Here is a 24,393-nt window from a genome sequence, read left to right as displayed (position 1 = left end):
TCTCGTCTTTGTTTGTCTTCTGAGGGAGTATACGCACGAAATTGGAGCAGAGTTTCACGCGCCGGAAAAGAAACTTTTGACCACGATTTCGTGTAGTCGTCCTGGCCCGGACAACGGCAATGATGAGAGGACGCATGCTGCACGGCCAGCCTTATCGTTTGTCGCCTCACGACAACGGGAGTAAAATACAAACGGGCTGGGTTTCTCAAAGGCAAGGCTTGTCAGGGAGGACAAAATGGGCCGCAAGTTTATCGATTGCCGGGAATTCCCGAGCGAAATGAAATGCACCGTAGCCATTTCCGCGGACAGCATGGAAGAATTGGTCGATGCAGCGGTCGTGCACGCGGTGTCGGTTCACGGAGAGCATGACACACCAGCGTTTCGCGCCGAAATCCGTAAAGCTGTCCATGAGATGGAAACCCCGCGCAGCGTCGCTTGACCTGCGCGGAACTTAAGGCCTTCAGGGGCAGAAGAAAACACGCACTCTTTCCCTGGAGCGGCGAGCGTGTGACTTCTGTTCAGTTGCCGAGGGCTCGGTTGACCGGGCGAACCGCACCAGGGGATCATGACACCACCGCCTCGTCCGGCCGCCGTGTTGACCGCTGGTCTTTGGGCCACCCATTTCATGGCATCGGTGGAACCCCGGCCTCAGCTGGCCGTGCCTCCAGGCTGTTGTCTTCGAGCGTACCGAATTGCCGGTTGCCGATAGTGACAGGCCGGATCCGATCCTTTACGAAAGACCACAAAAGTGCGCGTGTTTATGGCCTTTGGCCGGGCATGCCGGCGGGTAATCCCGTACGAGAGAACTGATCCGAGGAAATTACTGATGCCAGCTTATCGTTCAAGAACCACGACTCACGGCCGGAACATGGCGGGCGCACGCGGTCTCTGGCGCGCGACGGGCATGAAGGATGCCGACTTCGGCAAGCCGATCATCGCAGTGGTGAACTCGTTCACCCAGTTCGTTCCAGGCCACGTCCACCTGAAGGATCTCGGCCAGCTCGTGGCCCGCGAGATCGAAGCGGCCGGCGGCGTCGCCAAGGAGTTCAACACGATCGCCGTCGACGACGGCATCGCCATGGGCCATGACGGCATGCTCTATTCGCTGCCGTCGCGCGAACTCATCGCCGACAGCGTCGAATACATGGTCAACGCCCACTGCGCCGACGCGATGGTCTGCATCTCGAACTGCGACAAGATTACCCCCGGCATGCTGATGGCGTCGCTGCGCCTCAACATTCCGACGGTCTTCGTCTCCGGTGGCCCGATGGAGGCCGGCAAGGTCGTCCTGCATGGCAAGAAGCATGCGCTCGACCTCGTCGACGCCATGGTCGCCGCCGCCGATGACAAGGTGTCCGACGAGGACGTCAAGGCGATCGAACAGTCCGCCTGCCCGACCTGCGGCTCCTGCTCGGGCATGTTCACCGCCAATTCGATGAACTGCCTGACGGAAGCGCTCGGCCTGTCGCTGCCCGGCAACGGCTCGACGCTCGCCACCCATGCCGACCGCAAGCGGCTTTTCGTCGAGGCTGGTCACCTGATCGTCGATCTCGCCCGCCGCTGGTACGAGCAGGAAGATGCTACCGTCCTGCCGCGGACCATTGCCTCCAAGGCGGCCTTCGAAAACGCCATGGCGCTCGACATCGCCATGGGTGGCTCGACCAATACCGTGCTGCACATCCTCGCCGCCGCCCACGAGGCAGCGGTGGACTTCACCATGGACGACATCGACCGCCTGTCGCGCAGGGTCCCGTGCCTTTCCAAGGTGGCGCCGGCCAAGAACGACGTCCACATGGAAGACGTTCACCGCGCCGGCGGCATCATGCGCATCCTCGGCGAGCTCGAGCGTGGTGGCCTGATCAATCGCGAATGCCCGACCGTGCACGCCGCCACCCTCGGCGACGCGATCGACCGTTGGGACATCACCCGCACGAATTCCGAGACGGTGCGCGAATTTTTCAAGGCCGCTCCGGGCGGCGTGCCAACCCAGACGGCTTTCTCACAGAATGCACGCTGGGAGGAACTCGACACCGATGGTGAGAAGGGCATCATCCGCTCGGTCGAACACCCGTTCTCCAAGGATGGCGGCCTCGCCGTTCTGAAGGGCAACATCGCGCTGGACGGCTGCATCGTGAAGACGGCGGGCGTCGACGAGTCGATCCTGAAGTTCACCGGTCCGGCCAAGGTCTATGAGAGCCAGGACGCGGCGGTGAAGGCGATCCTCTCCAACGAGGTCGTTGCCCGCGATGTCGTTGTCATCCGCTACGAAGGCCCGAAGGGCGGCCCCGGCATGCAGGAAATGCTCTATCCGACGAGCTATCTGAAGTCGAAGGGCCTCGGCAAGGAATGTGCGCTGATCACCGACGGGCGCTTCTCCGGCGGCACCTCGGGTCTGTCGATCGGTCACGTTTCGCCGGAAGCGGCAAACGGCGGTACGATCGGCCTGGTTCGCGACGGCGATACGATCGAGATCGACATCCCGAACCGCACGATCAATCTCGCGGTCAGCGCTGATGAACTCGCGCGCCGCCGTGCGGAGCAGGATAAGGCCGGCTGGAAGCCGTCGAGCCCGCGCAAGCGCAACGTAACGACGGCGCTGAAGGCCTATGCCGCCTTCGCGAGCTCTGCCGACAAGGGCGCTGTCCGCATTTTGCCGGAATAAGGCCAGCACGGCGCCTACGAATTATCGCGGGCAACCCGCCGGTGAAAGCCGGCGGGTTTCTGTTTGACCGGCAGGACGCTTGCGACCAAACGGGACGTCAGGGCTTTCGCCGCGATTGATCCAATTCGAGCGATTGCCTTAGAGGGAAGTGAGGACCTTCGCGCTATCCTGTCTCTCGATTTCAACTGGGAGACAGTGTGATGAAGTTCGTATTTGGTGGTGTTGCAACCATGGTATTGGCCGTCATGGTCTTCATGCTGGTCGATCTCGACCCGCAGCCGGCCGACGCGGCGCCCCCCGTCAATGCCCAGATTACCGACTGATTGCCGCCGCGGTGCCGCCCGGCAACCGGCACGTTCGTCGCGGCTTCAAGCGGTTGCGGGTTTGGCTCTTCTGAAATAGGGAAGAGCGAACATGTAGAGGCCGCTGAACAATAAGAGGAAGAGCGGCGGCAGAGGTGAGTAGGTCACCCAGGCGGGTGGTTCCCCGAACGACATCGCGACGAAATTGGCGGCGACGGTCGCCGTGAAGACAATCGACGTCCAGCGGTGGAACTGGCGTATTCCGGTATTCCAGGTCATGCTTTGCTCCTTCGTAACGGGGGTCGGGCGGGCGCTGCGTGCTGACGTCAGTCCAGCCGCTCGAGGACGGCTTCGAGTTTGTCGATGAACTGCGGCCAGCCGGCCTTTGCCCCGCCATAGAAACGCGGCTGATCGGACTTGAAGCCTGTCTGTTCCATGCGCAGATGGGTTCCGCTCTCCACGGGCGTCAGCGTCCAGGTCACGACGCTCCTGAGGTCGTGGGCGTCCCAGGTATAGGAGAGCGCCCGGTCGGGCTCGACGGTGCGGACCACGCAGTCGATAGAGCCCCAGTCGGCTTCCAGCCTGAAGCGGTGGCCGGTCTCCGGCTTGAACTCATTCTTCATCAACCACTCGGCGATGAGATGCGGCTGCGTCAGCGCGCGCCAGATTTTCTCCGGCGGAAAGGGAAGTTCGCGCTCGACGACGACGGAGCGCGTTGCGGTCTCGGCAGTGGTCATTGGTCCATCCTCCTGAGTAGGTCCTCGAGCTCGTCGAAGCGGGTGTGCCAGAAGCCGGACATCTGCTTTGTCCAGTCGACCAGCGGCGCCAGAGCCTCGAGCCGGGCGCTGTAGTGGGTCTGACGCCCCTCGTGGCGGTCGCACACGAGGCCTGCGCGTTTCAGTACCGCGAGATGCTTGGACACGGCGGGCTGCGAGACGCCCGCCTCAGCCGTCAGCGCGGTGACGGTCTGGTCGCCCTCGCGGCAGAGCCGTTCAAAGATGGCCCTGCGGGTCGGGTCGGCAAGTGTCCTGAAAAGGATATCGTGTACGTCCGGCATGAAATCGATAACTCTTTGGTTATGTTTATTTATATAACCGTGAAGTTATGGATCAGTCAAGGGGTGTCTGGTTCCACGAGGAGTTACGTTCTCGAAGGAAAAGGAAGGTGCGGAGGTAATGACCTAATTATGCCGGTGCCGGGCCATCTTCTCGTTCGCGCGGATGAACCCGCCCGCCGAACTGCGACCGTGGCAATCGCGCGACGTGCAGAAAGGGCAAGGCCCGCCGGCGGGAGCGCGTCGGCGGGCCTTGCCGTCCGGTGCCGCCGACGTGGAAGGCAGCACTTTCAGGCTCTCGATCAGTCGTCTTCGAAATAGCCCTGTTCGGCGCCGCGGTGGCAGGCGGCACAGTTCGAGATCGAACCGATCTTCGGGTTCGACTTCGCCCGGGCGATGAGTTTGGAGCCGTGCTCGCGTGTGAACCACGGCAGCTCGGAGATGCGCAGCGGGATCTGGTCTGCCTTGAGTCCGCGTATGGAGCGGCCGCCGGCGTCCGCCGCATTGGCGACCAGATAATCCTCGATTTCCTTGCGGACAGGTTCGTCGAGGCTTGCGTCCTCGCCGAAGTGGTTCGACAGGTCGCCCATCAGCGCCTGCCAGGAGCGCTGCGGCAGCAGACCGGGCGGATAGGCCATGTGGCAGGCGGAACATTCGGTCTTCACCGTCTCGTTGGTGACGGCGCGTATGCCGCCTTCGCCACCCTCATCGTCATCGGCGAAGGCAGGGCCGAGGAGGGCGGCACCCGAAAAGGCGGCGGCAACGAGCGCCAGTTTGAGAGCGGACTTCAGTGTCGTCGTCATCGGAGATCTCCGGTCAGAGGCTGGAAAGATAGGTGATAATATTGCCCTTTTCCTCGGCGGTACATTCGCGCCCGAGGACCGAGGTGCAGTTGCGGCGGAACCATTTTTCCACCTTGGCAGCATCGGTGAAGCGGCTCGAATTGACAGAGACGGCCATCGGCTCGATCGGCTTGCCGACGCGCGACTTGCCGGGCTGGCGTGGATCGGCGGTGTGGCAGGTCGTGCAGGAGGGCGTGTCCGGCTTGCCTCCGGTGTGGTTCGCCTGAAACAGCGCCTTGCCGGCATCCGCCGAGAAGGAGGCGACGCCGGCGGCGCTCGCATAGTCCTTCAGGATGGCGTCGCGGGCAGGGTCGGCGTTTGCGGGCGCCGCCGCAAGCAGGCCGACGCCAAACAGCAGGAGCATCGCTGTCTTCTTCATTTCAAGTCCTCCTTCGGGATGTTGATATTCGCGGGATAGAAGGCGCCGCTCTCGGCATCGCGGTGGCAGGCGGCACAGTTCGCCTTGCTGCTCACGGGCTTTGCCGAAAAGACGGTGTCCGGAATGTCGCCGTGCATGCGCTTCCAAAACGGTGCCGCTGTGAGTTCGTAGGGCGATGCCGGATCGAGGCGGCGGAAGGCGTTGGCCGGCTTGGTGTCGGCGCTTTCGGCGGCGTTCGCAGTCAGGAACGCCGTGATCGTTCCCGCCGTTGCGGGATCGAGGCTCGCATCCTCGCCGAAATGGTCGTCGAGGTTCTCCATCAACGCCTGCCAGCTGGCGGCCGGCAGCAGGCTCGGATGATAGGCCATGTGGCAGGCGGTGCATTCCTGCCGGTAGATGGGATCGAGTTGCGCCACGGGCATGCCGGATGGGGGGATGGCTGCAAGCGAAAGCCCGAGCGGCACGGCAGCGCCGAACAGCACGAGTATCGTGACGAAGGCCACGAGCGGACGGGCGACGACCGGCCGCTCCTGATGCATTCCGGGCTCCAGCCGCTTGCGGCCCGTCACCATCGCACGGGTCAGGTTTTCACCCGTGCGCCAGCTTTCAAAGAGCGCGCCGGCGATGTGCAGCCCGACGAGGCCGAGCAGCGCGAAGGCGAGCAGTTCATGGACCTCGCGCGCCGAAAATCCGGTCGCAAAGGAGAAGAGGGCGGCGTCCGGCCCCTTCTTGAAGACCCCGCCGAAAATGATCGTGCCGGACACGACGAGACCCGCGATCACCGCGACAAGCGCGAGGATCATCAGGGCGCCGAGCGGGTTATGGCCGAGATGAGGGCGGGCGGTTCCCGATTTCAGTTCGCCGACATGGGAGAGTACCGTGCCTAGTGACGGCAGGAATGACGAGAAGCGGGCATAGGTGCTGCCCGCGAAGCCCCATACGATGCGGATGACGAGGAGGGCGGCGAGCACCGCCCCCGCCCAGATATGCACCTCGATCCAGCGCCCGCCGAGAAGGAATCCGGTGACGGCCGCGACCGCGACGAGGGCGAACTGCGCCCAGTGATAGGCGCGGACCGGCAGGTCCCAGACGGGTATGCGGGTGTCCCTCGGCTGTGGCGCTTGGTCGGGCATCTTCTTTCCCTCGGAATCGGCTCTTCCTCGGGAAAGCTAGAGGTGCTTCCTGACAACCACCTGAACGCGCATCGTCGGAATTGATAAAGCGCAAGTCAATCAGAAGGTTATGTGCCGGGTCGACTTGCCGCGCTCCGGGACCGGGAGCCGGCCTGTGACCGGAAAACATGACGGACTTGTAATGTCGCCGGCCTTGGAAATGTGCCGCGCCAGGCTAATTGTAGGGATCGAAGGAGGGCGATTTGCCGTTCCCTTCCGGTTCGCTCCGCACTAAAAGCCATTCTGTAAATCTATCGGGAGTCTCCCATGCAAGGCCTGCTCCGCTTCGCCGCCGTTTCGGTGCTTTCGTTCGCTCTGCTGTCGCCGGTTTCTGTTTTTGCCCAGGAGGCGGCCAAGGTCTTGCCGCGCTCGCAGGCCGAGATGCAGCTCTCCTTCGCGCCGCTCGTGCGCGAGACCCATGGCGCGGTCGTCAACGTCTACGCGGAACGCATGGTCCAGCGGCGCATGTCGCCCTTCGCCGGCGATCCGTTCTTCGAACAGTTCTTCGGCCAGCGCATGCCGAACCGCAGCGAGAAACAGACATCGCTCGGTTCGGGTGTCATCGTCGATCCCAACGGCGTCGTCGTCACCAACAACCACGTGATCGGCGGCGCTGACGAGATCAAGGTCGCGCTCGCCGACGGGCGGGAGTTCCCCTGCAAGGTGGTGCTGAAGGACGATCGTCTCGATCTCGCCGTGCTGAAGATTGATGCCCGTGAGCCGCTGCCGGCCCTGAAGATCGGCAATTCGGACGCGATCGAGGTGGGCGACCTCGTGCTCGCCATTGGAAACCCCTTCGGTGTCGGCCAGACGGTGACGAGCGGCATCGTCTCGGGGCTCGCCCGCAATCAGGTGACGGAAGGCGATTTCGGCTTCTTCATCCAGACCGATGCGGCGATCAATCCCGGCAATTCCGGCGGTGCGCTGATGAACATGAATGGCGAACTGATCGGCATCAACACGGCGATCTTCTCCAAGGGTGGCGGCTCGAACGGCGTCGGCTTTGCGATTCCCGCCAATCTCGTGAAGGTCTTTCTCGCCGCCGCCGAACGGGGTGACGTCAGTTTCGAACGTCCCTATATCGGCGCCTCCTTCGATGCCGTGACCTCGGATGTCGCCGAAGCGCTGGGGCTCGACAGGCCGCGCGGCGCCTTGGTCGTTCGCGTAGTCGAGGACGGACCGGCCGCGAAGGCAGGACTGCGTCCCGGCCAGGTGGTGACTGCCGTCAACGGTGTTCCCGTTGAACATCCCGACGCGCTCGGTTACCGGTTGACGACCGCGGGTCTCGGGTCGTCGGTAACGCTGGCCGTCAAGGAGAACGGGTCGGAAAAGGAGATCAGCCTGCCGTTGACGGCTGCGCCGGAAACCCGCCCGCGCGACGAGAGGATGATCGGCGGTCACAGCCCGTTCGCCGGCGCTACCGTCGCCAATCTATCGCCGCGGCTCGCCTACGAGCTGCACATGCGGACGGAGGTCACCGGTGTCGTCATCACCGCCGTCGACGGCAGTTCCATCGCTGCACGGCTCGGCTTCCAGCCTCACGACATCATCGTCGCCGTCAATGGTACCGACATCACGTCCAGCGCCGACATGGAGACGTTGGCCGCCACCGACCCCGGCATCTGGCGGGTGGAAATCGAGCGTGACGGCGAGCGTATCAGGCAATTTTTCCGATGAGCGACGATCTCTTTGCACCGCAGGTTCCCGACGCCGTCGCCTCGAAGCGGCCGCTCGCCGATCGGCTGCGTCCCACCTCGCTTGCCGAGGTGACCGGGCAGGAGCACCTGACGGGCGACGATGGCGTGCTACGCCGGATGATCGACAGCGGCTCGCTCGGTTCGATGATCTTCTGGGGGCCGCCCGGCACGGGCAAAACCACCGTCGCCCGGCTGCTTTCCGGCGAGGCGGGCCTTGCCTTCGAACAGATCTCGGCAATCTTTTCCGGCGTCGCGGACCTCAAGAAAGTCTTCGACGCGGCGCGGACGCGGCGGATGAACGGACGCCAGACGCTGCTTTTCGTCGATGAGATCCATCGTTTCAACCGTGCACAGCAGGACAGTTTCCTGCCGGTCATGGAGGACGGCACGATCATCCTCGTCGGTGCAACGACGGAGAACCCCTCGTTCGAGCTCAACGCCGCACTTTTGTCCCGTGCCCGGGTGCTGACCTTCAAATCCCATGACGAGGAAAGCCTCGAGACGCTGCTCGCGCGAGCCGAGGCGGTGGAAGGCAAACCTCTGCCGCTCGATGCCGAGGCGAGGGCGAGCCTCATCCGCATGGCGGATGGCGACGGCAGGGCGGCGCTGACGCTTGCCGAGGAAGTCTGGCGCGCCGCCCGTAAGGACGAGGTGTTCGACACGGAGGGCCTGACCCGGATCGTCCAGCGGCGTGCGCCGGTCTACGACAAGGGACAGGACGGCCACTACAACCTGATCTCTGCGCTCCACAAGTCGGTGCGCGGTTCCGATCCAGATGCCGCGCTCTACTATCTCTGCAGGATGTTCGACGCCGGCGAGGACCCACTCTATCTCGGCCGTCGGCTGGTTCGCATGGCCGTTGAGGATATCGGTCTTGCCGATCCACAGGCGCTGGTGATCTGCAACGCCGCGAAGGACGCCTATGATTATCTCGGCTCACCGGAGGGCGAACTGGCGCTGGCCGAAGCCTGCGTCTATCTCGCCACCGCGCCGAAGTCGAATGCCGTTTACACCGCCTACAAGTCGGCGATGCGGGCGGCCAAGGAGAACGGCTCGCTGCTGCCGCCGAAGCACATCCTGAATGCCCCGACAAAGCTGATGAAGGGCGAGGGTTACGGCGAGGGCTACCGTTACGACCACGACGAGCCGGACGCCTTTTCGGGCCAGGACTATTTTCCGGAGAAGATGGGACGAAAGACCTTCTATGATCCGCCGGAGCGCGGCTTCGAGCGGGAGATCCGCAAGCGCCTCGACTGGTGGTCGAAGCTTCGCCGGGAGCGCGGCGGCGCCTGATCGCCTTACGACGCCTTCTGCTGACGCTGCTGCCGGGCCGGCGAAGCGATCATGCGGACGGAGGAGTCGGCAAGTCCGTGATGGCCTTCCATGTCCACGATCAGATGCCAGTGGGCGGCTTCCGGAATGGTCAGCCGGATCGGCGACTTCTTGGCGACGCCGCCGATATACTTGAAATCCAGGGTTTCCTTGAAACGCTGGAAATTCGTCGCCGTCATCAGGCGTACATTGTTCACAGCGCTGAGCGTCACCTCGATGATCGCGCCGGCCGGCTGTTCCTTGAGGTCGTAGTGGGTGAAGCGGAAGGTCGGGTTCGGCATGCAGGTCTCGCGTCAGTCAGTGCTTTGAAGGTGCACTCTAAGGCCCGGCGGTTAAGGATTGGTGGCCTGGCGCTCGATGCTCGCACAGGCTCATCCGGAACCATCGGTCGCCGCCCCGCGTTGAACCGGTACATGTAGTCAGACAGGCCCCGTGGGCCGAGGAGGCGATCATGAAAACCGATCTGTTCATCACCGTGATGGTGGGGATGATGGTGAACGCCGTGCTGTTCGGCATCGGTGCCGTCACGGTTCTTTCGATTCCGGCCCTGAACGAACAGGCGAAATACCTGCTGCCGGCCGTGATCGTGCTCGCATTCGCGCTGACGCCGTTCATTTCGCGCGCCATCGCACCCCACTTGCGCATTCGCAACTGGTATAACTGGCGGGAAAACAGGTACAACGCCTGACGGCGACGCCGCTCGTCAGGGCGGCCTCGTCTACCCGTCAGACGGTCAGGAAAATCGCTTCTTCAGGAAGAACTGGCCGTGAGCGCCGGAACCGCCTTCGAGTTCGCCGAAGACGGTATAGCCGAGCTTCTCGTAGAAGGGCCGCGCCTGGAAGTCGTAGGTGTCGAGCCAGACCCCGACGAAGCCGCGCCGGCGTGCGATCTCTTCCGCTTCCTCCATCAACCGGCTGCCGAGCCCCAGCCCGCGGAGGTTCTCCGGCACCACCAGATACTTGATGAAAGCCCATCCGTAGCTCTCTTCCCCATAGAGACCGCCGATTACGGCATCGGTTTGTGGGTCGCGCAGCAGCACGGAGAAATCGGCGCCGCGAACGCGGCCCGTCTGCGCCTGATTGTAGGTGCGCAGCACGGCGAGCACCGCGTCACGGTCGTCGGGCGGCGTGTCGCTCACGACGACATCGATGACGGGGCTTTGCATATCGGCTGACCTCGGGGAGGGGATGTGGGAGACGGGAATCGCCGGAAAGAGCATAGACCGAGACGCACCTGCGGAATACCGGCCGGTGCGCCTCTCTGCCGTGAATCAGACGGCAGATGCGGAAGACTTGGCGAGATCGGTCGCATCCTCGGCGATTCGCCGGACGCACCAGCGGGCATAGGCCGGCCCGAACAGCGATCCCGCGATTCGACCCAGCCGTGTATCCGGATCGTTATAGTCGATGAAGACGCGGAGATGCGATCCGTCCGCGGCGGGCGTGATGTCAAAGCCCATGCGGTAAGCACCGATCACCAGAAGGCGAGGGCATCCGCGTGTGACCCAGACCTTCCGCGACGGCCGCCGATGCTCGGTCACCACCTCATCGACGGCCAGCTTGAGGAAGGCGAAGCGACCTTCCATCCGGATCGACGATCCGACGGCCCGGCCTTGGCCTTCGTCGAGGCGATAGCGCATCCAGCCGCCGAGCATCATCAGCGATGGTTCACGCATGTGTCGGCCGAGCCGCGTAGGATCGTCCAGCGCGTCGAACAGATATTGGGGCGAGGCCGCGATCTCCCTGTCGGCCGAGGCCGAATGTGCATAGTTGGCCTTCTCGTCCTCCCGCTGCCGATCGTCGCCGGGCGTCACAGCTGTGCACTCCGCAGGCGTAGTGCATTGGTGATCACGCTGACGGAGGAGAGCGCCATCGCCGCCGCCGCTATGATCGGCGACAGCAGGAGGCCGAAGACGGGATAGAGCACACCCGCCGCGACGGGCACCCCGAGCGCGTTGTAGATGAAGGCGAAGAAAAGGTTCTGGCGGATGTTCCGCATCGTCGTGCGGCTCAATTGCCTCGCCCGCACGATGCCTTCGAGATCGCCCCTGAGGAGGGTGACGCCGGCGCTTTCGATCGCGACGTCGGTTCCCGTTCCCATGGCGATGCCCACGTCGGCAGCGGCAAGGGCGGGAGCGTCGTTGACGCCGTCGCCGGCCATGGCGACGGCACGGCCTTCCTTGCGCAGCCGCGCGACGATTTCGCTCTTGTGCTCCGGCAGCACCTCCGCCTCCACCTCGGCAATCCCGAGCTTGCGGGCGACGGCGTTTGCGGTGGTGCGATTGTCGCCGGTGAGCATCACCACGCGTACGCCTTCCGCAAGGAGCGCGCTGACGGCGGACGGCGTCGTCGGCTTGATCGGGTCCGCGATGGCGAAAAGACCGGCCAGACGGCCGTCGACGGCGGTGAAAATGACCGTCGCGCCTTCGCCACGTAACTCCTCCGCCTTTTCGTTAAGCGCCGAAATGTCGATCTTCTCGTCCGCCATGATCCGGTGGCTGCCGATGATCAGCCGGTGTCCGTCGACGGTGCCCGTTACGCCGCGTCCGACGGGGCTGTCGAAGTCCCGCGCATCGGCGAGCGTGATCTTGCGGACTTCGGCCGCGTTCACCACGGCGGTTGCCAGCGGGTGCTCGCTCGACCGCTCCAGGCTTGCCGCAAGTCGCAGCAGTTCGCTCTCATCGACGCCGGGAACGGCGGCGATGGCGACGACCTCCGGCCGTCCGGCCGTCAGCGTGCCGGTCTTGTCGACGACGAGTGTGTCGATCTTTTCCATGCGCTCCAGCGCCTCGGCATTCTTGATCAGCACGCCCATACCGGCGCCGCGCCCGACGCCCACCATGATCGACATCGGCGTCGCGAGCCCCAGTGCACAGGGGCATGCGATGATAAGCACGGCGACTGCCGCCACGAGGCCGTGGGCGAAGCGCGGCTCGGGCCCGACCGCCATCCAGGTGCCGAAGGCGACCAGCGCGACGAGGATAACGATCGGAACGAACCAGCCCGACACGTCGTCGGCGAGCCGTTGGATCGGCGCCCGCGAACGCTGCGCTTCCGCCACCATATGGACGATCTGCGAGAGCACCGTGTCGCGTCCGACCCGCCGCGCCTCCATGACGAAGCCGCCGGTACGGTTGATCGTGCCGCCGATCAGCCTGGCGCCGACCTCTTTGGTGACCGGCATGGATTCGCCGGTGATCATCGACTCGTCGACGGAACTGCGGCCTTCGAGGAGCTCGCCGTCGACAGGAACCTTCTCGCCTGGACGGACGCGCAACCTGTCGCCGACCGCGACAATGTCGAGCGGCACGTCCTCGTCGGTCCCGTCGCTGCGCATGCGCCGCGCGGTCTTCGGCGCGAGATCGAGAAGCGCGCGGATCGCACCGCCGGTCTGCTCGCGCGCACGCAATTCCAGCACCTGCCCGAGCAGCACCAGCACGGTGATCACGGCCGCCGCCTCGAAATAGACGTCGACTGCGCCGTCGCCGGAGCGGAAGGTGGCGGGGAAGAGCGACGGAGCGACGGTCGCAACGACGCTGTAGATCCACGCCGCGCCCGTGCCCATGGCGATCAGCGTGAACATGTTGAGGTGGCGCGAGACGAGCGAGGCCCAGCCGCGCTCGAAGAAGGGATAGCCGGCCCAGAGCACCACCGGCGTCGCTAGCGCCAGCTGGATCCAGGAGCCTGTCGTCGGCGGGATGAGCATGTGCAGGTCGAAGAGGTGCTGGCCCATCTCCAGAAGGACGACCGGCAGGGTCAGCGCCAGTCCGATCCAGAAGCGCCGCTGCATGTCGAGGAGTTCCGGGCTCGGGCCCGTCTCCAGCGTCGCCGTCTCCGGCTCCAGCGCCATACCGCAGATCGGGCAATTGCCGGGTCCGAGCTGGCGGATCTGCGGATGCATGGGGCAGGTGTAGACGATCCCGCTCTTGCCGGAGGCAACCGGTGGCGGCGACGCCATTCCGCTGGCCTCGCGAGCGTGATGAGTAGAGTGCCCGGTCGGCCTGTGGTCATGACCGTGATGGTGGTGATGGTGTTCTTCAGCCACAATTACCTCCTCGCGTTAACGGTCGGGACACGGGCGAGGGTCAAACCTCGCCCGTGCATTCTATCAGGCATTGTCGTAAGCGACGAAGGCCATCATGCCCGAGGCCATGTGGTAGAGGTGGTGGCAGTGGAACGGCCAGCGTCCGGCATTGTTGGCGTCGAACTCCAGTGCGACCTCGACCATCGGCGGCAGCAGCACCGTGTCGCGAACCGCGCCGGCGATTTCGACGCCATTGACCGCCGTCACCTGGAAGTGGTGTCCATGCAGGTGCATCGGATGCGCCATCATCGACATGTTCTGGACGACGAAGCGGATGCGCTCGCCGGTGCCGACGGCAAGCGCCTCGGCGCCTGCGATCGACCAGGTGTAGCTTGCCATGTCGCCGCCGAGCACCATGCGGTAGCTGCGGGCGGGCGGGCGCCTGTCGAGCGGCGTTACGGCCCTCAGCCGTTGTTCGAGTGCCAGATCGAGCACGGGACCGGTCTCTTCGCCGTCACCGGCGAGCTTGCCGATCGAGGCCCCGGCACTCGCGAGCACGATGCCGGTCCGTTTCGTCGAGCCCTCGCGCAGGGCGAGCACCGGGAAGGCGCCGCCCTCCTTGGGAAGCTCGACCATGATGTCGAGCCGCTGGCCCATGGAGGCCGGGAAGCGCGTGCCGGCGATCGGCTGCACCGGCTGGCCGTCGACCGCGACGAGGCGGCCGAGCACCTCGCCGGTGTCGATGGTGAAGGCGGTTGCGGTGGCGCCGTTGATGATCCTCAGCCGCACCCGTCCGCCTTTCTCGACCTGCACCACTTGCGGGTCGTCGAGTGTGCGGTCATTGGCGAGATAGGCGTCGTATTCGATGTCGTTGAGGTCCATGCCGGCCATCCCGCCCATTCCGGGCATGGCCATGCCCTGCTGGCCACCCATGGAGCCGCCGCCCATGGAACCACCCATGTCGTGGCCCATATGGCCCATGCCGGACATTCCGCCCATCGACATTCCGCCCATCTGGGCGGCGCCGTGGCCGTCACCACCCTTCAGTTCTGCGAGGAGCTCCTCGGGAGACTTGAACGAGAAGTCATGGAGTAGGATGACCACCTCCTGCTCGTCGCTTCCGGCCTCTTCCGGCCGGCGGACGATCAGTGGCGCGGCCAGCAGGTTCTGCTCCTGCAGCGTATGCGCGTGCATCCAGTGGGTGCCGCCGGCGCCGACGGGGAAGGTGTAGCGGCGGGTTTCCTGAGGCGCCAGCAGGGCGGCCGGATTGTCCGGGACACCGTCCATGGCCCAGGGCGGGGTGAGCCCATGCCAGTGAATGAGCGTCGGCTCGGCGGTCTCGTTGGCGAGCAGTACATCGAAATCGGCGCCCGCGTCGAAGGTCAGGCCGGGCGTGCCGTCCGGCTGGACGAGCCCGAACACCTTGGCCGGCTTGCCGTTGACGTCGAGGACTCGGCTGGTGACGGCGAGGCGCTTCGCCGGTGTTTCGGCGGCGGCCCGTGCGGAGGGTGAGAGGAAGGAAGGGGCGAACCCGGCCGCGGCGGTGCCGAGGGCGAGGGTCTTCAAGAATTGACGGCGATACACGATCTTTTCTCCTGATCGGTGTGTCGGCTTCGGCCGACAGCAGTTTCATCCATGCATGTGGGGACATGCCGCCGCTGGAACGCGGCCGGCGGATCGATCAGGCGAGGGGTCGTGGCGGTTCGAAATCCGGCGGCGGCTCGCTGCCGGAAAGGCCGAACTGGCGTTCGGGATAGCGAAGATGAAGGAAGGCGACCGCATGGGGAGCGGCCGCGGCGGGACCGGCTGCCGAAACGCAGAGCGGGCAGGCGATCGTGCAGCAGGGAACCGCTGCCGCTTTAGTAGCCGTGCTGTCACCGGATTTTGTATGGTGGTGCTGATGATGGGCGCCGTCGGCCGTGACAGTCACGACGCTGCCGCAGTTCTTCTGGTGCGCGCTGGCTCCGGGCGCACCGGCAAAGGCGAGCGCGGCCACGACGACCAGCACCAACCAAGCAAGTCTCCCGAAATCGCGCAATTGCCGCATCAGGCCATGTCTCCGCGAAGGACGATGCATCGGGATCGAACGCGCCGCCTCCGTCACTCTCGCTTCATCTAGGACGCATTTGCGGCATTCTCAAGGGGGCGACGGCCGACCGGTGTCACCGTCCGCGGCAAACAGCGCCCGCAGATGGGCGGCGATCGCATAGGCCTCCTCGAGCGGCACCGGCGGCGGGGGCTTGGGCGAGGGGTTCTGGTGGTAGCGGGTATCGGCGATGACGTAGTGTTTCCACTGCCGCGGCGTGTCGTAGCGCGGGATGGCATGCACATGAAGTTGCGGCCATTCGTTGCCGAGCTGCGTATGATTGAAGCGTGCCGGCCGGAACGCCGCCCCGACGACACGCTCATAGCGCTGCAGGACATGCCGAAGATCGCCGTACTCATCGTCGGTGCAGGTCGCGAGCGAGGTATCCGAGACGCGCTTTGCGATGACGAGGCAGCGCCCGAGATAGCTCTGGTTGAAATGAAGGCGCGTCAGCCAGTGCTCGCTCTCGCAGACGTCCATGCGCGCGAGATCGACGTCTTTCATGCGGATGTCGAAGGAGAGAGGCATTGGCGGGCTCTGCCGGGGAACGGTGCCCGATGTTCCCGCGATTCGTGCGGAGGTTGCAAGGCCGCGTGCGGCATCCGCCGCAATCGGTTGCGCCTTTGTCCGGCCGGGCGCGACGGCCCTCTCCTGTTTGGGGGAGAGGGCGAGAGCGCCGGGCTCAGCGCGAATCGAGAATGGCGTTCAGCTCATCGATCTGGGCGGTGGTCAGCGTCAGGCCGAAGCCTGCTTCCAGCTCATCGACGGCGGCGTCGAGGGCGGCCGTCTGGGCGGTCGGATCGGCAAGTCCGAGGGCTGCGGCGCGGGCTTCCTGGTAGGTGGCGACCTTGCCGACGGCCGAATTCGGCGAGGCGAACATGCGCGCGACCGGTGAGGCGTGGGCGGCGTTGAGCGGGCCGAGTTCGTCCGCGCCGATCGTTTCGGTCTCCGTTCCCTTCACCTTCGTCGGCCTGTTGCCGAGTTTGCCATAGGCATTGCCGTTCCGCGACTTGTCGGAGGCATGACCGTTGCCACGGCCACCGCCGTTCTCGCCGCTGTGGCCACCACCGTTGCCGCCACCGTGGCCGCCGCCGTTTCCACCCCCGTTGCCTCCGCCATGACCGCCGCCGTTTCCGTTGCCGGCAAGTGCCTGGTCGACGAAGCCGAAGCCGCCCGCGGACGGCATCGTGAACGCGACGGCCAGCGCGGCGGTGCAGACCGCAATGCGCGCAAAGTGTTTCATCGGAACCTCCATTGTCGTGTTTCCCACCTTCTTCGTTACAGTGCCGGGATGTCTGCCCCTCTTCCGGGGGCCTTGCAAACTTCAGCCGCGGCGCTCCTCATGGATCAAAAGGAAGGATACGAACATTAATATGACATGAAGAATTTGGGTGCAAAGCAACGGGTCCTCCGGCCAAAACGCTTGCAGTCGCCGTCCTCCCCAAAAATTGGGGTATCCCGCACAGTTCGCCGCGCTCCCGCTCTGCCGCCGGGAAGGCGGCGGGCGGGAACGTTGCGGCCGTTTCGACATTCTGACGGTAACAGACATCGGGAGGAGACTGCCCATGCGCCCGGCTGCCCGGCAACGACTTCGCCTGTCCGGCGGAACGGACTTGCCCTTTGTTACCGCGGGTGATCCATCCGGACGCGCCGTGCTGCTGCTGCACGGATTTCCGAGTTCCGCGCGGACATTCCGTGACATTATCGAACCTCTGTCGAAGGTCGCCTACGTCATCGCGCCCGACCTGCCGGGTTTCGGCCAGTCCGACGTCCTGCCGGCGCCCTCGTTCTCCGCCTTCGGCGCGGTGGTTTCGGAACTGCTGGAGCGGCTCGGGACAGGACCGCGCTATATCTACCTTCACGATTTCGGCGCGCCGGTCGGCTTTCACATCGCCATGCAGGAACCGGAAAAGGTCCTCGGCTTCGTCATCCAGAATGCCAATGCACACAAGACGGGGCAGGGAGCCGGATGGGCCGCGACGCAGGCCTTCTGGCAGGACCCGAGCCCGGAGAACGAGGCGGCTGCGACCGCGCACCTGACCTTCGGGGGTACGCGCAACCAGTACATCGCCGACCTGCCGCCTGAGATCGCCGCGCGGATCCCGGCGGAAAGCTGGGAGGAGGACTGGCGGGTGATGTGCCTGCCCGGCCGGATGGAGACGCAGCGCGCGCTCGTCGCCGACTATGGCCGTTACGTCGCGTCCTTCGATGCCATCGCCGACTATCTCGCACACCGGCAGCCGCCAGCGCTGCTGCTCTGGGGACGGTACGACGCCTTCTTCGACATCGCCGAAGTCCTGTCCTGGATGAGGGCTCTGCCGAGAATGGAAGCCCACATCTTCGACGCCGGCCACTTCCTGCTCGAAACCCACGCGGCCGCGGCCGCGTTGCTGATGCTGGACTTTATCCGGCGCAGCCGGGACGAGCGGTAAGCGACGGCTGATTGCGGGCTGCTTCGAGGTGAGGCTGATCGTGGAGGTCGACGGGGGGCAGCATGCCGAGAGTGCCGGCGATGCGGTTCGGGACCGAGTTTTCCGGAATGACGGCGTCCGCATTCGTGGCTTCTGGAACGAGGAGGTAACCGACAATCTCGACGGTGTGTGCCTTGCCATTCGGGCGGAATTGCTGAACACCGGGGAGTAAGGCGCTTGCGGACGTCTCCTCGCCCCTTGTGGGAGAGGAAGCAATTTCAGCATTTTAGCTGCGCTAAGACCGCGATTTTGTAACATCTCCCGCAGAAGGAGAGGAGGGCGTCGTGTGGACCGGCGTGGTTCTCATCAAACTGCAGTGCCTTCGCCGCCTCCAAGGGCGCGATAGACCGAGACGGCTATTGGACTCTGAGCCAGGACCTCCCGGCCACTTCGGAATTGAAATATATGAGCCATGGCCGTGAGGCGATGTTCTCATTGGGCACGAATCCGACATCAAACCGGCTGTCCCGACTGTTGTCCCGGTTGTCGCCCATCATGAAATAGTGATCGTCGGGCACCAGAAATTCGCGGGTGTTGTCACCCCGTGAAGTGTCGTCGAGCATCTCTATGATGGGGTGCACAACGCCTCCGGGGAGATGTTCCATGTAGAGGGTTACGCCGGCCTCATGCGGGATGTCCGTTGTGATGAGGGGTTGTCTCTCGACCATCACGCCGTTGATGAAGAGTCTGCCGTCCCGCATCTGGATACGATCTCCGGGTTGGCCGATCACGCGACTGACATAGTCGACCGTCGGCTCCGCGGGAAAGGCGAAGACAACGACTTCACCTCGTTTGGGCGGCCGTCCCCCGAGCCGATGGCTCGGGCCCATGCCGAACATCAGTGAATACCTGCTGATCCCGTAGGTCAGTTTTTCGGAGAACAGAAAGTCCCCGACCTGGAGGGTCGGCATCATTGAACCGGAGGGGATATTGAACGGCTGAACCAGGAAGTTTCGGATGATCAGTGCTGTAAGAAGCGGCACGAGGAAGAAGACGAGAATCCAGTTGTGGAGCTTTGCGAACCACGGATAGCGATCCCGCGGCACGTGGTTCGACGCCGCGATGTAGGCATGGATGCCACCCGCGAGACGGAAAGCTAGGCCCATCAGGATCGCCATCCAGCTGGGGTAGCTTATGGCCTGCAGATGCAGCGCAGCTGGCACGGCATAGGTTACGGCAATGCCGGCGACAAGGTACGCGATCCCCATCCGGCCTCTGCCGAGATAGAACATGCCCAGTTCAGGGGACAGAAAGAAGCTGATGGCGGCGGCCCAAACCGGATGTCGTCTCCGATAGGAAGAAAATATCTGCACTTGTTAAACCTGATGAAAAGGCTGACTGGGTGTGTGTCAGCAAACGAAAAAAGCCGTGATGAACTTAATCACCACGGCTTGCAGATTGGAAGCCCGTGAGAGGGAACTGACCCGGATTGGTCGTCCTCTCCCCGAGATTAGTTCAAGAGCACCCGCTGGTCGCCCCGCACGTGTCGCACTTCTCGCACGTGCCGTTGCGCACCATGGTGAAGTTCTGGCACTCCGAGCACATGTTGCCGGTGTAGCCCTGGGCGATCGAGCGCATGCGGCGCTCGGCCTCGACCTTCTTCGCTTCCGCCTTGGCCGATGCCGCGTCGGCGGCGGCCTTGTCGGAGAAGAGGGCGGTCTTTTCCTGGCCCACCTCGTCGGTCACCGTCTCGGCCTCGATCTCCTCGGCGAGTTCGGCGGCGCGTTCCTCGTAGTCCCGCTTGAAGGAGACGATCTCGGAGGTGGAGATCGCAACCGTCGTGTCGAGCTTGCGGGCGGCGGAGCCGGCAAAGGCCGTCACGTTGCCGCCGGCGGATGCCTTGGCGGGAGCCGCGGTCGAGGCACCCTTCGGTTCGGAGAGCGACCGGTCGACGCCCGTGCCGCCGACCAGCGTCGGCTTGTAGCCGCGGGTCCAGCCGGTGGAGACGAGGTTGGTCTTGCCCTCCTTGATGCCCTTGCCGAGCGCGGTGTTGGAGAAGTCCGACGTGTCGACATGGGCGAGATCGTGGCGGCCGAGATAGGAGACGGCGAGTTCGCGGAACACGTAGTCGAGGATCGACGTCGCGTTCTTGATCGCATCATTGCCGATGACCATGCCGGCCGGCTCGAACTTGGTGAAGGTGAAGGCCTCCACATATTCCTCGAGCGGCACGCCGTATTGCAGGCCGAGCGAGATGGCGATGGCGAAGTTGTTCATCATCGCACGGAAGGCAGCACCTTCCTTGTGCATGTCGATGAAGATCTCGCCGATGCGGCCGTCACCGAATTCGCCGGTGCGCAGGTACACCTTGTGGCCGCCGACGGTTGCCTTCTGGGTATAGCCCTGGCGACGGTTCGGCAGTTTCTCGCGTTCGCGGGTGACGCGCTCGATGACCCGCTCGATGATCTTCTCCGTGACCGTCACCGCCTGGGCGGCGGCCGGCTGCTGGATGAGATCCTCGATGGCGTCCTCGTCTTCCTCGTCCTCGACCAGCGCCGAGTTGAGCGGCTGCGAGAGCTTGGAGCCGTCGCGATAGAGCGCGTTCGCCTTCAGCGCGAGCTTCCAGGAGAGCATGTAGGCGCTGCCGCAATCCTCGACGGTTGCGTCGTTCGGCATGTTGATCGTCTTGGAGATCGCCCCCGAAATGAACGGCTGGGCGGCCGCCATCATGCGGATATGGCTTTCGACCGAGAGGTAGCGCTTGCCGATCTTGCCGCACGGGTTGGCGCAATCGAAGACCGGCAGGTGCTCGGCCTTGAGGAAGGGGGCGCCTTCCAGCGTCATCGCACCGCAGATGTGGATGTTGGCCGCTTCGACGTCCTTCTTCGAGAAACCGACATGCTCCAGGAGGTTGAAGCTCATGTCGGACAGCTGTTCGTCGGTGACCTTCAGCGTCTCCTTCAGGAAGTCGGCGCCGAGCGTCCACTGGTTGAAGGCGAACTTGATGTCGAAGGCGCTCTTCAGCGCGCCGTTGACGGCGGCGACCTTCTCGTCCGTAAAGCCCTTGGCCTTGAGCGTGCCGGGGTTGATGCCCGGTGCCTGGTTGAGGTTGCCGTGGCCGACCGCATAGGCCTCGATTTCGGCGATCTGGCTTTCGGAGTAGCCGAGCGTGCGCAGCGCTTCCGGAACGGCACGGTTGATGATCTTGAAATAGCCGCCGCCGGCGAGCTTCTTGAACTTCACCAGCGCGAAGTCGGGCTCGATGCCGGTGGTGTCGCAATCCATCACGAGGCCGATCGTGCCGGTCGGCGCGATGACCGAGACCTGGGCGTTGCGGTAACCGTGCTTCTCGCCGAGTTCCAGCGCCTTGTCCCAGGCGGCGGTCGCGTGGGCGATGAGCGCCGGGTCGGAGCAATCGGCGTGGATCAGCGCAACCGGGTTGACCGACAGGCCCTCATAGCCTTCCGAAAGACCATGGGCGGCGCGGCGATGGTTGCGGATGACGCGCAACATCTGGTCGCGGTTCGGCTGGTAGCCCGGGAAGGGGCCGAGTTCCGAGGCGATTTCGGCGGAGGTCGCGTAGGAGACGCCGGTCATGATCGCGGTCAGCGCGCCGCAGATGGCGCGGCCTTCGGCGGAGTCGTACGGAATGCCCGAGGACATCAGCAGGCCGCCGATATTGGCGTAGCCGAGGCCGAGCGTGCGGTATTCGTAGGAGAGTTCCGCGATCTGGCGCGACGGGAACTGTGCCATCATCACCGAGACTTCGAGGACGACGGTCCACAGCCGAACGGCGTGTTCATAATCGCCGATTGCGATCTTGCCGGTCTTCGCGTCCTTGAACTGCAGAAGGTTGAGCGAGGCGAGGTTGCAGGCCGTGTCGTCGAGGAACATGTATTCCGAGCACGGGTTCGACGCGCGGATCGGACCGGCGGCCGGGCAGGTGTGCCAGTCGTTCATCGTCGTGTTGAAGTGCAGGCCGGGATCGGCCGACGCCCAGGCGGCGTAGGAAATCTTCTCCCACAGGTCGCGCGCCTTCAGCGTCTTCATGACGCGGCCGTCCTTGCGGGCGGTCAGGTTCCATTCGCCGTCATTCTCCACGGCACGCAGGAAGTCGTCCTTCAAAGAAACAGAGTTGTTGGAGTTCTGGCCGGAGACGGTGAGATAGGCTTCCGAATCCCAGTCCGTGTCGTAGGTCTTGAACTCCATGTCCTTGTAGCCCTGCTGGGCGAACTGGATGACCCGCTTGATGTAGCTTTCGGGAACCTGGTCCTTCTTGGCGGCGCGGATTTCGCGCTTGAGTGCCGGGTTCTTGTTGGGATCGAAGCAGTCTCCGTTGTCGGCCTCGCAGTTGACGCAGGCCTTCATGATCGCCTTCAGGTGCCGGGCAACGATCTTCGAGCCGGTGACGAGGGCGGCGACCTTCTGCTCTTCCTTTACCTTCCAGTCGATGTACTCCTCGATATCCGGATGATCGATGTCGACGACGACCATCTTGGCGGCGCGCCGCGTGGTGCCGCCCGACTTGATCGCGCCCGCAGCCCGGTCGCCGATCTTGAGGAAGCTCATGAGACCGGAGGACTTGCCGCCGCCCGAAAGCTTCTCGCCTTCGCCGCGCAGGTAGGAGAAGTTGGAGCCGGTGCCGGAACCGTACTTGAAGAGGCGCGCTTCGCGCACCCAGAGATCCATGATGCCGCCTTCGTTGACGAGATCGTCACCGACCGACTGGATGAAGCAGGCATGCGGCTGCGGGTGCTCGTAGGCCGACTTTGACTTGACGAGCTTGCCGGTGAAGGGGTCGACGTAAAAATGGCCCTGGCCGGGGCCGTCGATGCCGTAGGCCCAATGCAGGCCGGTGTTGAACCACTGCGGCGAATTCGGCGCGACGCGCTGGGTGGCGAGCATGTAGGCGAGTTCGTCGCGGAAGGTCAGCGCATCTTCTTCCGACGAAAAATACTTGCCCTTCCAGCCCCAGTAGGCCCAGGTGCCGGCGAGACGGTCAAAGACCTGGCGGGCATCGGATTCGGCGCCGTAACGCTCCTTTTCCGGCAGCGCCTTCAGGGCTTCGGTATCCGGCACGGACCGCCACAGGAAGGAGGGAACGTCGTTCTCCTCGACCTTCTTGACGATCTTCGGCACGCCGGCCTTGCGGAAATACTTCTGCGCCAGCACGTCGGTCGCCACCTGGCTGAACTGCGCAGGCACGTCGATGTCCGCAGCCCGGAAGACCGTCGAGCCGTCGGGATTCTTGATTTCACTCACCGCCTTGCGGAATTCGATTTCCGCATAGGGCGACTGACCCGGCTTGGTAAATCGGCGTTCGATGCGCATCTGCCTTCGTCCCTCGTTGTTCGGCGCCAGACGGCGCGACAAATCCCGTCCGGCCACTCGGTTCGACGCGTGCAGCCGGTCTCACTTCATACTGTTCAGGTGAATCATTCCCGTGATGATCGACCTGTATCTTGTGGTGAATGTGGCTGCAAACACTAAATATAGTATTAACAGTTTATTTCCGCCAGTCCCCGCATCGCGCTTTGGCGAAAAATTTCGCGCACGAATACCTGCAGGTTGCGCCCACTTCATGTGAACTGCCCCCTCGCTTCGCATCGCGATTTTTCTGGAACGAACCGGTCTCGTTAATCCCGGTCCAGCCGCCGCCGCAACATAAGAATGTATTAACTTTGAAACGGCCGATTCCGTCAAGGGCTGGTTTGCGTCGAAATGGTTAACACCACATCTTGTGTGTTCATCTGTGGAAAACGGGGAAAGCGGCGATCCCGATGGAATCACTTGTGTTTTCCGTCCGATCCCACGCCGGCAGGGCGCAAAGGGTAGCCCGCCGTCACGTTCTCGCCGCACGATATCCACGATCGCGTCGATATCTTGCACTAACAGAGCATTGTCGTTGCACGAAGTGCGCGAATGCGTTAACGACACAACGAGTGCGCGAGTGTTCGCGTTTACGGTCCGCTAAAGGCTGCCTCGTAGCTTGGTGTCGTAAGCTGTTGGGCCGGATTATGAAGAAGATCGGGAAGCTATTGCCCCTTGTAGTGGTGACGTCGATGGCCGGCAGTGTGGGTGCCGAATCACTCGTCTTCGAATGTCAGGCGGAGACAGGCGTCGCTGCGACAGAAAATTTCCGGCTGGCCTGTTCTTCGGTCGAGGGGGAGGTCCGCAAGCGCCTGGCCACTCCGCCCGCCGGATCTGCCGTGCGCCTCGAAATCACCGCGCTCGACGAGCGGCGGATTTCCGGCAGGCTTTCCTGGGCGGGGCACTCCGGCGCGAGCTTTGCACACGGTCCGACCATCAGCACTAGCATTTCGGATGCTGCGCTGAACGCACGTACGATCGCGAAGTTCGCCCGCGACCTGGTGCAGGTATCGGATATTGATTTCAACCGGCTTTGACCGCGGGGTAGAGAAAATGTCGAGAA

25 protein-coding genes are annotated in these 24,393 nt (G+C 63.9%); 9 read left to right on the top strand and 16 right to left on the bottom strand.

The annotated features are described in order from the left end of the window. The first annotated feature begins 235 nt into the window (after window positions 1-235). The 3 genes from EUU22_RS05990 (at window position 236) to EUU22_RS25955 (ending at window position 2,985) form a co-directional block, all read left to right on the top strand. On the top strand, window positions 236-439 hold the full coding sequence (locus EUU22_RS05990; protein WP_129331138.1) for a DUF1059 domain-containing protein: 204 nt from the start codon (window positions 236-238) through the stop codon (window positions 437-439). A 387-nt stretch (window positions 440-826) separates the two neighbouring features. Continuing rightward, window positions 827-2,662 carry a dihydroxy-acid dehydratase gene (gene ilvD / locus EUU22_RS05985; protein WP_129331137.1) on the top strand — a complete coding sequence of 612 codons (1,836 nt, stop codon included), beginning with the start codon at window positions 827-829 and terminating at the stop codon, window positions 2,660-2,662. 200 nt (window positions 2,663-2,862) lie between these two features. Then, window positions 2,863-2,985 (top strand): hypothetical protein, encoded by a 123-nt coding sequence (locus tag EUU22_RS25955; protein WP_280956473.1) that lies wholly within the window; start codon window positions 2,863-2,865, stop codon window positions 2,983-2,985. A 45-nt stretch (window positions 2,986-3,030) separates the two neighbouring features. Here the strand turns inward: EUU22_RS25955 and EUU22_RS05980 are convergent, their stop codons facing one another. The 6 genes from EUU22_RS05980 to EUU22_RS05955 all read right to left on the bottom strand — a co-directional run bounded on the left by EUU22_RS05980 (window position 3,031) and on the right by EUU22_RS05955 (window position 6,372). After that, complete coding sequence (locus tag EUU22_RS05980) at window positions 3,031-3,243, bottom strand: hypothetical protein (RefSeq protein ID WP_129331136.1); 213 nt, start codon at window positions 3,241-3,243, stop codon at window positions 3,031-3,033. 47 nt (window positions 3,244-3,290) lie between these two features. Next, complete coding sequence (locus EUU22_RS05975) at window positions 3,291-3,701, bottom strand: SRPBCC family protein (RefSeq protein WP_129331135.1); 411 nt, start codon at window positions 3,699-3,701, stop codon at window positions 3,291-3,293. Then, window positions 3,698-4,021 carry an ArsR/SmtB family transcription factor gene (locus tag EUU22_RS05970; protein ID WP_129331134.1) on the bottom strand — a complete coding sequence of 108 codons (324 nt, stop codon included), beginning with the start codon at window positions 4,019-4,021 and terminating at the stop codon, window positions 3,698-3,700. Before EUU22_RS05970 ends, EUU22_RS05975 begins: the two co-directional genes overlap by 4 nt. Before the next feature lie 299 nt (window positions 4,022-4,320). Next, complete coding sequence (locus tag EUU22_RS05965; RefSeq protein ID WP_129331133.1) at window positions 4,321-4,821, bottom strand: diheme cytochrome c; 501 nt, start codon at window positions 4,819-4,821, stop codon at window positions 4,321-4,323. 13 nt (window positions 4,822-4,834) lie between these two features. Continuing rightward, window positions 4,835-5,239, bottom strand: a complete 405-nt coding sequence (locus EUU22_RS05960; RefSeq protein WP_205687857.1) for a DUF1924 domain-containing protein — start codon at window positions 5,237-5,239, stop codon at window positions 4,835-4,837. Then, window positions 5,236-6,372, bottom strand: coding sequence for a cytochrome b/b6 domain-containing protein (locus EUU22_RS05955; RefSeq protein ID WP_129331132.1), 1,137 nt, complete (start codon window positions 6,370-6,372; stop codon window positions 5,236-5,238). The genes EUU22_RS05960 and EUU22_RS05955 overlap by 4 nt, the downstream gene beginning before the upstream one ends. Before the next feature lie 306 nt (window positions 6,373-6,678). Between EUU22_RS05955 and EUU22_RS05950 the strand changes: the two genes are divergently transcribed. Continuing rightward, window positions 6,679-8,088: a DegQ family serine endoprotease gene (locus EUU22_RS05950; RefSeq protein ID WP_129331131.1), complete on the top strand. Its 1,410-nt coding sequence runs from the start codon at window positions 6,679-6,681 to the stop codon at window positions 8,086-8,088. Beyond that, window positions 8,085-9,401, top strand: a complete 1,317-nt coding sequence (locus EUU22_RS05945; RefSeq protein WP_129331130.1) for a replication-associated recombination protein A — start codon at window positions 8,085-8,087, stop codon at window positions 9,399-9,401. The genes EUU22_RS05950 and EUU22_RS05945 overlap by 4 nt, the downstream gene beginning before the upstream one ends. 5 nt (window positions 9,402-9,406) lie before the next feature. Here EUU22_RS05945 and EUU22_RS05940 read toward each other — a convergent pair whose 3' ends face one another. Next, the gene (locus tag EUU22_RS05940) at window positions 9,407-9,721 is read right to left on the bottom strand and encodes a DUF1883 domain-containing protein (RefSeq protein WP_129331129.1); all 315 of its coding nucleotides are present in this window, start codon (window positions 9,719-9,721) and stop codon (window positions 9,407-9,409) included. A gap of 170 nt (window positions 9,722-9,891) precedes the next feature. Between EUU22_RS05940 and EUU22_RS05935 the strand changes: the two genes are divergently transcribed. Further along, a complete protein-coding gene (locus EUU22_RS05935; protein WP_129331128.1) occupies window positions 9,892-10,128 on the top strand; it encodes a hypothetical protein in 237 nt (78 codons plus the stop codon). 45 nt (window positions 10,129-10,173) lie between these two features. Here the strand turns inward: EUU22_RS05935 and EUU22_RS05930 are convergent, their stop codons facing one another. From EUU22_RS05930 to EUU22_RS25535, 7 genes are all read right to left on the bottom strand, one after another. After that, window positions 10,174-10,605, bottom strand: coding sequence for a GNAT family N-acetyltransferase (locus tag EUU22_RS05930; protein ID WP_129331127.1), 432 nt, complete (start codon window positions 10,603-10,605; stop codon window positions 10,174-10,176). A gap of 105 nt (window positions 10,606-10,710) precedes the next feature. Then, window positions 10,711-11,253: an SRPBCC family protein gene (locus EUU22_RS05925; RefSeq protein WP_129331126.1), complete on the bottom strand. Its 543-nt coding sequence runs from the start codon at window positions 11,251-11,253 to the stop codon at window positions 10,711-10,713. Further along, on the bottom strand, window positions 11,250-13,397 hold the full coding sequence (locus tag EUU22_RS05920) for a copper-transporting P-type ATPase (protein WP_129331483.1): 2,148 nt from the start codon (window positions 13,395-13,397) through the stop codon (window positions 11,250-11,252). Before EUU22_RS05920 ends, EUU22_RS05925 begins: the two co-directional genes overlap by 4 nt. 150 nt (window positions 13,398-13,547) lie before the next feature. Then, window positions 13,548-15,047: a multicopper oxidase family protein gene (locus EUU22_RS05915; RefSeq protein ID WP_129331125.1), complete on the bottom strand. Its 1,500-nt coding sequence runs from the start codon at window positions 15,045-15,047 to the stop codon at window positions 13,548-13,550. A 97-nt stretch (window positions 15,048-15,144) separates the two neighbouring features. Beyond that, window positions 15,145-15,510 carry a hypothetical protein gene (locus EUU22_RS05910; protein ID WP_129331124.1) on the bottom strand — a complete coding sequence of 122 codons (366 nt, stop codon included), beginning with the start codon at window positions 15,508-15,510 and terminating at the stop codon, window positions 15,145-15,147. A gap of 90 nt (window positions 15,511-15,600) precedes the next feature. Further along, window positions 15,601-16,077: an HIT family protein gene (locus EUU22_RS05905; RefSeq protein WP_129331123.1), complete on the bottom strand. Its 477-nt coding sequence runs from the start codon at window positions 16,075-16,077 to the stop codon at window positions 15,601-15,603. A gap of 154 nt (window positions 16,078-16,231) precedes the next feature. Next, window positions 16,232-16,792, bottom strand: coding sequence for a Holotricin-3 precursor (locus EUU22_RS25535; protein WP_205687856.1), 561 nt, complete (start codon window positions 16,790-16,792; stop codon window positions 16,232-16,234). 322 nt (window positions 16,793-17,114) lie between these two features. Here EUU22_RS25535 and EUU22_RS05890 point away from each other — a divergent pair, with 322 nt between their 5' ends. Further along, the gene (locus tag EUU22_RS05890; protein ID WP_129331121.1) at window positions 17,115-17,981 is read left to right on the top strand and encodes an alpha/beta fold hydrolase; all 867 of its coding nucleotides are present in this window, start codon (window positions 17,115-17,117) and stop codon (window positions 17,979-17,981) included. 28 nt (window positions 17,982-18,009) lie between these two features. Then, window positions 18,010-18,192 carry a DUF559 domain-containing protein gene (locus EUU22_RS05885; RefSeq protein WP_245484916.1) on the top strand — a complete coding sequence of 61 codons (183 nt, stop codon included), beginning with the start codon at window positions 18,010-18,012 and terminating at the stop codon, window positions 18,190-18,192. A gap of 184 nt (window positions 18,193-18,376) precedes the next feature. On the opposite strand, the gene lepB is transcribed toward EUU22_RS05885, so the two are convergent. Further along, a complete protein-coding gene (gene lepB, locus EUU22_RS05880; protein ID WP_165351098.1) occupies window positions 18,377-19,252 on the bottom strand; it encodes a signal peptidase I in 876 nt (291 codons plus the stop codon). 223 nt (window positions 19,253-19,475) lie between these two features. Beyond that, window positions 19,476-23,291, bottom strand: a complete 3,816-nt coding sequence (locus tag EUU22_RS05875; protein WP_129331118.1) for a vitamin B12-dependent ribonucleotide reductase — start codon at window positions 23,289-23,291, stop codon at window positions 19,476-19,478. 686 nt (window positions 23,292-23,977) lie between these two features. Here EUU22_RS05875 and EUU22_RS05865 point away from each other — a divergent pair. Beyond that, window positions 23,978-24,367: a hypothetical protein gene (locus EUU22_RS05865; RefSeq protein ID WP_129331116.1), complete on the top strand. Its 390-nt coding sequence runs from the start codon at window positions 23,978-23,980 to the stop codon at window positions 24,365-24,367. The last annotated feature ends 26 nt before the right edge of the window (window positions 24,368-24,393 follow it).

The sequence above is a fragment of the Ciceribacter ferrooxidans genome, assembly GCF_004137355.1.
GTDB classification, from domain to species: Bacteria; Pseudomonadota; Alphaproteobacteria; order Rhizobiales; family Rhizobiaceae; genus Allorhizobium; species Allorhizobium ferrooxidans.
Note: the sequence above shows the minus strand (reverse complement) of the source record. Positions and strands in the feature narration are given on the sequence as shown.

Coding starts and splice junctions, on each gene's coding strand:
- EUU22_RS05990 (WP_129331138.1), top strand. CDS start 236: ATGGGCCGCAAGTTTATCGATTGCCGGGAATTCCCGAGCGAAATGAAA.
- ilvD (WP_129331137.1), top strand. CDS start 827: ATGCCAGCTTATCGTTCAAGAACCACGACTCACGGCCGGAACATGGCG.
- EUU22_RS25955 (WP_280956473.1), top strand. CDS start 2,863: ATGAAGTTCGTATTTGGTGGTGTTGCAACCATGGTATTGGCCGTCATG.
- EUU22_RS05980 (WP_129331136.1), bottom strand. CDS start 3,243: ATGACCTGGAATACCGGAATACGCCAGTTCCACCGCTGGACGTCGATT.
- EUU22_RS05975 (WP_129331135.1), bottom strand. CDS start 3,701: ATGACCACTGCCGAGACCGCAACGCGCTCCGTCGTCGTCGAGCGCGAA.
- EUU22_RS05970 (WP_129331134.1), bottom strand. CDS start 4,021: ATGCCGGACGTACACGATATCCTTTTCAGGACACTTGCCGACCCGACC.
- EUU22_RS05965 (WP_129331133.1), bottom strand. CDS start 4,821: ATGACGACGACACTGAAGTCCGCTCTCAAACTGGCGCTCGTTGCCGCC.
- EUU22_RS05960 (WP_205687857.1), bottom strand. CDS start 5,239: ATGAAGAAGACAGCGATGCTCCTGCTGTTTGGCGTCGGCCTGCTTGCG.
- EUU22_RS05955 (WP_129331132.1), bottom strand. CDS start 6,372: ATGCCCGACCAAGCGCCACAGCCGAGGGACACCCGCATACCCGTCTGG.
- EUU22_RS05950 (WP_129331131.1), top strand. CDS start 6,679: ATGCAAGGCCTGCTCCGCTTCGCCGCCGTTTCGGTGCTTTCGTTCGCT.
- EUU22_RS05945 (WP_129331130.1), top strand. CDS start 8,085: ATGAGCGACGATCTCTTTGCACCGCAGGTTCCCGACGCCGTCGCCTCG.
- EUU22_RS05940 (WP_129331129.1), bottom strand. CDS start 9,721: ATGCCGAACCCGACCTTCCGCTTCACCCACTACGACCTCAAGGAACAG.
- EUU22_RS05935 (WP_129331128.1), top strand. CDS start 9,892: ATGAAAACCGATCTGTTCATCACCGTGATGGTGGGGATGATGGTGAAC.
- EUU22_RS05930 (WP_129331127.1), bottom strand. CDS start 10,605: ATGCAAAGCCCCGTCATCGATGTCGTCGTGAGCGACACGCCGCCCGAC.
- EUU22_RS05920 (WP_129331483.1), bottom strand. CDS start 13,397: ATGGCGTCGCCGCCACCGGTTGCCTCCGGCAAGAGCGGGATCGTCTAC.
- EUU22_RS05910 (WP_129331124.1), bottom strand. CDS start 15,510: ATGCGGCAATTGCGCGATTTCGGGAGACTTGCTTGGTTGGTGCTGGTC.
- EUU22_RS05905 (WP_129331123.1), bottom strand. CDS start 16,077: ATGCCTCTCTCCTTCGACATCCGCATGAAAGACGTCGATCTCGCGCGC.
- EUU22_RS25535 (WP_205687856.1), bottom strand. CDS start 16,792: ATGAAACACTTTGCGCGCATTGCGGTCTGCACCGCCGCGCTGGCCGTC.
- EUU22_RS05890 (WP_129331121.1), top strand. CDS start 17,115: ATGCGCCCGGCTGCCCGGCAACGACTTCGCCTGTCCGGCGGAACGGAC.
- lepB (WP_165351098.1), bottom strand. CDS start 19,252: ATGTTCTATCTCGGCAGAGGCCGGATGGGGATCGCGTACCTTGTCGCC.
- EUU22_RS05875 (WP_129331118.1), bottom strand. CDS start 23,291: ATGCGCATCGAACGCCGATTTACCAAGCCGGGTCAGTCGCCCTATGCG.
- EUU22_RS05865 (WP_129331116.1), top strand. CDS start 23,978: ATGAAGAAGATCGGGAAGCTATTGCCCCTTGTAGTGGTGACGTCGATG.